The following is a 6,146-nucleotide window of genomic DNA, read 5'->3' on the forward strand; positions in this document are numbered from 1 at the left end:
GCTCGTACGCACGCGAGACCGCGAGCGCCGTACGGGCGACCTACCTCGTCTTCGCCCTCTTGGGCCTGGCCGGGGCCACGTGGGCGTCCCGCCTGCCGCAGATCCGGGACCGCATGGATCTGGACGCCGCGGCAGTGGGTCTCCTGTTGCTCCTCCTCGGGGTCGGCGGTCTGGTGGCGTTGCCGCTGGCCGGTCTCCTCGTCACACGGGTCGGGCCGCGCCGGGCCGTCACCACGGTGGGCGCGTTCGTAGGTGCCGGCCTCGCTGCGGTGTCGACCGGCTTCGCTCTCTGGCCACCGTTGCTCCTCATCGGCCTCTTCGTCCTGGGCACTGCCACGGGCTTCTGGGATGTCGCGGTGGCCGTGCACGCCGCAGCCCTCGAACGACGACTCGGTCGCGCTCTGATGCCCCGCTTCTTCGCCGGGTTCAGCCTCGGCACCGTCGTCGGCGCCTGCCTCGGCGCGCTCCTGACGGCGCTGGGCGTAACGGTGAGCCTGCACATCGGCGCGGTGGCCCTGCTCATCACCGTGCTGACACCCGTGGCGGTTCGCCGCTTCCTCCCCCGGAGTGCACCCCCGGCATGGCCACCACGCAGGACGACGCAGGAGCCCGGACAGCGCGCATGGCGCGACCCACGCACGGTCGTCCTCGGCCTCGTCGCCCTGGCCTTCGCGTTGGCGGAAGGAGCGGGAAGCAACTGGGTCAGCCTCACTGTCATCGACCGCCACCGCACCACGGCCGCAGTCGCTACGCTCGCCTACGCCGCCTTCCTCGCGGCCGTCACCCTCGGCCGCTGGCTCGGTCCGCTGATCGTCGGCCGCCTGGGCCGGCCAGGAGCACTGCGCGCGTCTGCGTTGGCCGCCTGCCTCGGGGTGGTCTTGTTCGCGGCCGGGCCCAGCCTCTGGGCGGGGTTCGCGGGGACGCTGCTGTGGGGAGCGGGCGCGGCACTCGGCTTTCCCCTCGGTCTGAGCGCCGGTTCGGACGACCCCGCCCAGGCGGCCGCGCGGGTCGGCGTGATCACCTCGATCGGGTACTGCGGCTTTGTCTGCAGCCCGCCCCTGTTCGGCGCCCTCGCCGACCGGACCGGCCTCGCACCGGCGTTGCTGGTCGTAGCCGCCGTCATGGCCGCGTGCCTCCCCCTCGCGGGCGCCCTGAGGGACACCTCGCGGGTTGTGTATGAAGAGGCGACCGACGGCGTCGCGCCGGGGCCCTTGCACTGATGCCCCCCGGAGCCCTGAACGTGGTCGCCGTCCCTTGACGCCGGGAGGGCCACTCCCGCGAGTCACGCACGAGAACGAACCGCACCGCCGCCGTCCCCCTGCACATCACGCACATGAAGGAGCACACCGTGCCGACCAGCACACCCGTCATCCAGGTCGCCGACGCCGACCTGGAAGACCTCCGCACCCGGCTGCGCGCCACTCGCTGGCCCGAGCCCTGGCCGGTCGACGGCTGGCAGGCGGGTACCGACGCAGCCGAACTCCGCCGCCTCGTCATGTACTGGGCCACCGACTACACGTGGCGCACCCACGAAGCCGCCGTCAACGCACTGCCCTCCCATTTTGCCGACATCGCCGGCACACGAGTGCACTACCTGCGTTACGAGGCCGAACACCCTGACGCCCTGCCGATCGTGCTCACCCACGGCTGGCCGAGTACCGTCATGGAACTCACCATGCTCGCCGAACGACTCGCCGCCCCCTCCCGCCACGGAGGAGACGCCCGCGACGCCTTCACCGTCATCATCCCCTCCCTGCCCGGCTTCACCTTCTCGCCACAGCGCCCCGCCCTCACCGACGCCGAGCAGACCCATGACCTCTGGCACCGGCTGATGCACGACCACTTGGGCTTCCAACGCTACGCGGCCCACGGCGGAGACCTGGGCGCCGGCGTCACCTCACGGCTCGCCGAGGCCCACCCCGAGGCCGTCGTCGGCATTCATCTGCTCGCTGCCGCGGCCCCGGCAGAGTACGATCCGGCCTCGCTCACCCCTGAGGAGAAGACCCACCTGTTGTCCGCCGCGGCCTGGCAGGCAGAGGAGGGCGCCTACATGCACCAGCAGAACACCCGTCCCCTCACCCTCGCGCCCGCACTGAACGACTCGCCCGCCGGACTGCTCTCCTGGATCCTCGAGAAGTACCGCGCGTGGACCGACTGCGGCGGCGACCTGTCCACCCGCTTCGGCGACGACTTCCTCCTCACCCAGGCATCGCTCTACTGGTTCACCGGCACGATCTCCACGTCCTTCCGCCCGTACTACGAGTACGCGCACCAGCTCACCCGGCGCGTGCGGCGGGTCGACGTCCCCACCGCCCTCGCCCTGTTCCCCGCAGACCTCGCCCAACCGCCCCGGAGCTGGGCCGAGCGCACCTACCACCTCACGCGTTACACCCGTATGCCTCGCGGCGGCCACTTCGCCGCGCACGAGGAACCGGCCTTGCTTGCCGACGACATCACCGCGTTCTTCGGCGACCTCCGTTAGACCGCAGGCCCATGCGTGACTCTGTCGGTGACGTCGGGAATGTCCGACGGGCGGCGGACCCGATGACCCTGGGGCCATTCCAGCCCCTGTGGGGTTCGGGGAAGAGGCCCCCGAGATGTTCGGGTTTCCCCACCACTGATGCTGACTCATGTTTGCCCTGGCCAGTCGACGTTTCAGTGGTTGATCTTCGTGGTGATTTCCCCGGTTAGCGGTGGTGCGATCCCGAATCGGCCAGCGCAGTGTTCGTCGAGCCTCTTATGAAGTGGGCTCCCATGCAGTCCATCCACGTGGCAATCACTAAGCTACGCGGCCTTCGTACCGGGCGAGGACTTCTTCTCCCTGCTCGGCGGCGGCCAGGAGCACGGTCGCGTACGCCGGGTCCTCGCCCGCGCGCAGCCCGGCGCAGAAAGCCAGGTGACGCCGCGCATCGTCGATGAAATTCCGCACCTCGGGCGGCAGGGTCTCGGTGGGCATCGGCGTACGCGCCACCCCAGGCGGAGACGTCCCGCCGGGGGCGGCGCGTACGGCGTGGACATCGACCACCACCTACACCGCCCAGGGCACTCCGAGCGCGGTGAGCTGGCCGCGCTCGTCCTCGCCCATCCCGTCGAAGCGGCTCTTCACGTTCGAGACCCACACGCCGAGGCGTACGTCGACGTCCTCACCGTCCACGCTCACGGTCTCGGTGTGTTTGCGGGGTACGGGTTTCTCCGCGCCTTCCCGCTCGACCCACTGCGCGAGCGCCGCGAGGCCGCGCTGGAAGGCCGTTCGCGCCGCCGCCGTCCGCTTCCCGCTCCCCGCCGCCCCCGTGCCCTCCACACCCCGCCGTGGGGCCGTCTCGGTAGGCCGGAGCCCGAGCGCTTCGAGTCGCGCCCGCTGCTCGGTGCTGAGCTTCGCCCACACCCGCGGTTCCTGCTGCCGCGCGACCCACGCGCCGAGGTCGTCCCCGTCGATGCGCACCCCGCGCGCGATCCGGGGCGCGCGTCCGTCGGGTTCGTCGGCGGCCAGGAGCGCGAGCTGCCGACAGCAGCGCTGCCAGTCCAGCGGCCAGGGGCAGTCCCAGTCCGCATCGACGGCCCTCAGCTGGGCCGCGCGCGCGGCGGCCCGCTCCGCGTCCCGCCCGAGTCCGTCCTTGCGGCGGAGGTTCGCCATCAGGTCCCCGACGCGTACGACGTCCTCACCCTCGTCTTCGCCCCAGGTTTCGCGCCGGCGGGGGGCGAGGTGCCCGTACGCGGCCCGGTAGGAGCGAAGCCCGGCGAGCGTGCGCTCCCACTCCTCTTCGCGCGGCTCCCACACCATGCCCTCCGCGTCGAGCAGGTCGATGCGGTGTGCGCTGAGGGTGCCCTCGCGGCGGGCGCGGCGTTGCGCGGTGGTCCACCGCCCGACCGGGTACCGCCGCGAGGCCCCCGCGGCGACCTCGGCGTCGTACGGGACCGCGCACAAGCCGCGCACCCCTTGCTCGGCCCGCCAGGCGCGCAGCGCCTCGTAGCCCTCCAGCCACACCGTCGACTCCGGCTGGTACACCCGCGTCCGCAGGAAGGCCGCGATGGTCGACGCCGAGCGCGGCGTCGAGAACCGCAACAACACCGACTCCGACTCCTCAGCGCCGTCCGCGCCCGCCTCAGCGCCGTCCGCGCCCGCCTCGACGTCGTCCTCGTTCTCGCCTTCGACGTCCCCGGAGGCCTGGGAGGCGGGGGAAGAGGTCCCGGAGTCGGACAGGACCCGCGCGGGCCCCGCACCGGCCTCCTCCGCGCTGCGCGCGCTCGCGCTCTCGGCCCGCACCCGGGCCCGGAGCATCAGCTTCTCGACCAGGTGCTCGGAGTGCGAGCGCAGCCCCTGGAGCACGGCCACGAGCGGCCGGTACGCCTCGCTCGCGACCATCCCCTCCCCGTCCTCGTCGGCCTCCAAGAAGACGGGCACGATGATCCGCGCCGTCTTCGTCTGCCCGTCCGGGTTCGGGCGCAGCGCCCTGCCGATGTTCTGCACGATCTCGACCTGGGACCCGCGCGCGTCGGCGAAGCAGATCGCCTCGACCCCGCGCTCCCCGACGATGTCGACGCCCTCGCCGAGCACGCGGACGGAGGCGAGGAACGCGCGGTGCACCCGCACCCCTGCCGAGTCCATCCCGTTCGCGAACTCCCGCAGCACCGCACGGCGTTCGGCCACCGGGTGCTCTCCGTACAGCCACCGCGACCACACCCGCTCCGGCCGCACATGCCGCCCCGGCTCCAGCTCGTAGAAGCCCCCGCCCACCTCGGAGGCCGGGAGCTCCTCGGCTAGGGCAAGATCCTCCGCCGACACCTCATTCCGGTAAAGCTCCGCCGCTGTCTCCGGCATTTTCTCCGCGAAAGCCGCCGCCTCCTCCACCCGCTGATGGAACGTCATCACGGTGCGCAGATTGTGCTCGGCCGCGTGCTCCAGCAACGCAGTCTGGAGCAGGGCGAGCCGCCGCCCACGCCGCGCCTCCCGGTCCATTCCTTCCATCAATTCCGGCTCAGGATCGGTAATCTCCAAAACATCAATCTCGAAAGGCGCAAGAATTTTCCGCTCGATCGCCTCGGACAACCCGAGTTCGTGAATCCACGCCCCGTACTCGCCTTCCGGGTCGTTCGCCATCGTCACGAGTGCCGGCGCCTCCCCGCCGCCCTCCTCCTGGTCCTCGTCCCTGTCGGGGCGGGCGGGCGCGAGGACGCGCGGGGTGGCGGTGAGGTAGAGCCGGTGCGCCGCCGGGATACGGGCGTTGTCGTGGATCGCGGCCCAGGGCTTCGCCGCGCTGCCCGCCGTACGGTGCGCCTCGTCCACGACCGCGAGGTCGAAGCCGTCCATCCGCTGCCCGTACAACCCCGAGCCCGCCAGGGCGGCCTCCAGGGGCCCGCCCTGCCCGTCCCCGCCCACGAGCGAGGAGTACGTCGCCAGCACGACCACAGGCCCCTGCCCGGCCCACAGCGCGAGCCGGATCGGGTGCGTCGTCGTCCGCACCCGCAACTCCTCCAGGAGCAGATCCCCGGGCAGCGAGCACACCCCGACCATCGGCGCCGTGTGCCCCACCGCCCGCCACGACTGCGCCGTCTGCACCAGCAGATCCAGCGTCGGCACCATCACGAGAACCCGCCCCGAAGGGAACAACTCCAACGCCGCAACAGCCGCGCTGATCGTCTTCCCCGTACCCGTAGCGGACACCACCGTCGCCCGCGCCCCCCGCCCCGAACGGGCGCTTTCCCGGGCAGCCACCCGAACCCATTTCCTGAGGTCCGACATAAGCTCCACCTGATGTTTCCGCAACGGAACCCGAGAAACAGAAATTTGAAACTCCTCACGAGGCAGACAAGCCAAATCCCCAACTCAACATATGCATCAGTCACCCGCGTTGAGGGCAAGTCAGGGAAGAGCTACACGCGACAGGGTGTTACCTAATTCCCCCAAGTCTACACAGTGCATCAGCACCTGATGCGGCGTATGATGAAACCCGCGCTCGTCGTACGGGGCCGCGCTCGTCGTACGGGGCCGCGCTCGTCGTACGGGGCCGCGCTCGTCGTACGGGGCCGCGCTCGTCGTACGGGGCCGCGCTCGTCGTACGGGGCCGCGCTCGTCGTACGGGGCCGCGCTCGTCGTACGGGGCCGCGCTCGTCGTACGGGGCCGCGCTCGTCGTACGGGGCCACGCTC

At 71.5% G+C, this 6,146-nt stretch carries 5 protein-coding genes; 3 read left to right on the forward strand and 2 right to left on the reverse strand.

Features of this window, described 5'->3' with window-relative positions; translation table 11 throughout:
• Positions 1 to 59: 59 nt before the first annotated feature.
• Together STTU_RS32090 and STTU_RS32095 are read left to right on the forward strand one after the other, a co-directional pair.
• On the forward strand, positions 60 to 1,220 hold the full coding sequence (locus tag STTU_RS32090) for an MFS transporter (protein ID WP_007830822.1): 1,161 nt from the start codon (positions 60 to 62) through the stop codon (positions 1,218 to 1,220).
• Positions 1,221 to 1,333: 113 nt separating this feature from the next.
• Positions 1,334 to 2,482, forward strand: a complete 1,149-nt coding sequence (locus tag STTU_RS32095) for an epoxide hydrolase family protein (RefSeq protein WP_007830823.1) — start codon at positions 1,334 to 1,336, stop codon at positions 2,480 to 2,482.
• Positions 2,483 to 2,779: 297 nt separating this feature from the next.
• On the opposite strand, the gene STTU_RS34805 is transcribed toward STTU_RS32095, so the two are convergent.
• On the reverse strand, positions 2,780 to 2,956 hold the full coding sequence (locus STTU_RS34805; protein ID WP_007830825.1) for a hypothetical protein: 177 nt from the start codon (positions 2,954 to 2,956) through the stop codon (positions 2,780 to 2,782).
• Positions 2,957 to 3,028: 72 nt separating this feature from the next.
• The gene (locus STTU_RS32105) at positions 3,029 to 5,815 is read right to left on the reverse strand and encodes a DEAD/DEAH box helicase (protein WP_007830826.1); all 2,787 of its coding nucleotides are present in this window, start codon (positions 5,813 to 5,815) and stop codon (positions 3,029 to 3,031) included.
• 123 nt (positions 5,816 to 5,938) lie between these two features.
• On the opposite strand from STTU_RS32105, the gene STTU_RS35815 reads away from it, so the two are divergent.
• The coding region (locus STTU_RS35815) for a hypothetical protein (protein WP_234019438.1) at positions 5,939 to 6,146 on the forward strand (208 nt) is incomplete at its 3' end.

This window comes from Streptomyces sp. Tu6071 (genome assembly GCF_000213055.1).
Lineage (GTDB): Bacteria > Actinomycetota > Actinomycetes > Streptomycetales > Streptomycetaceae > Streptomyces > Streptomyces evansiae.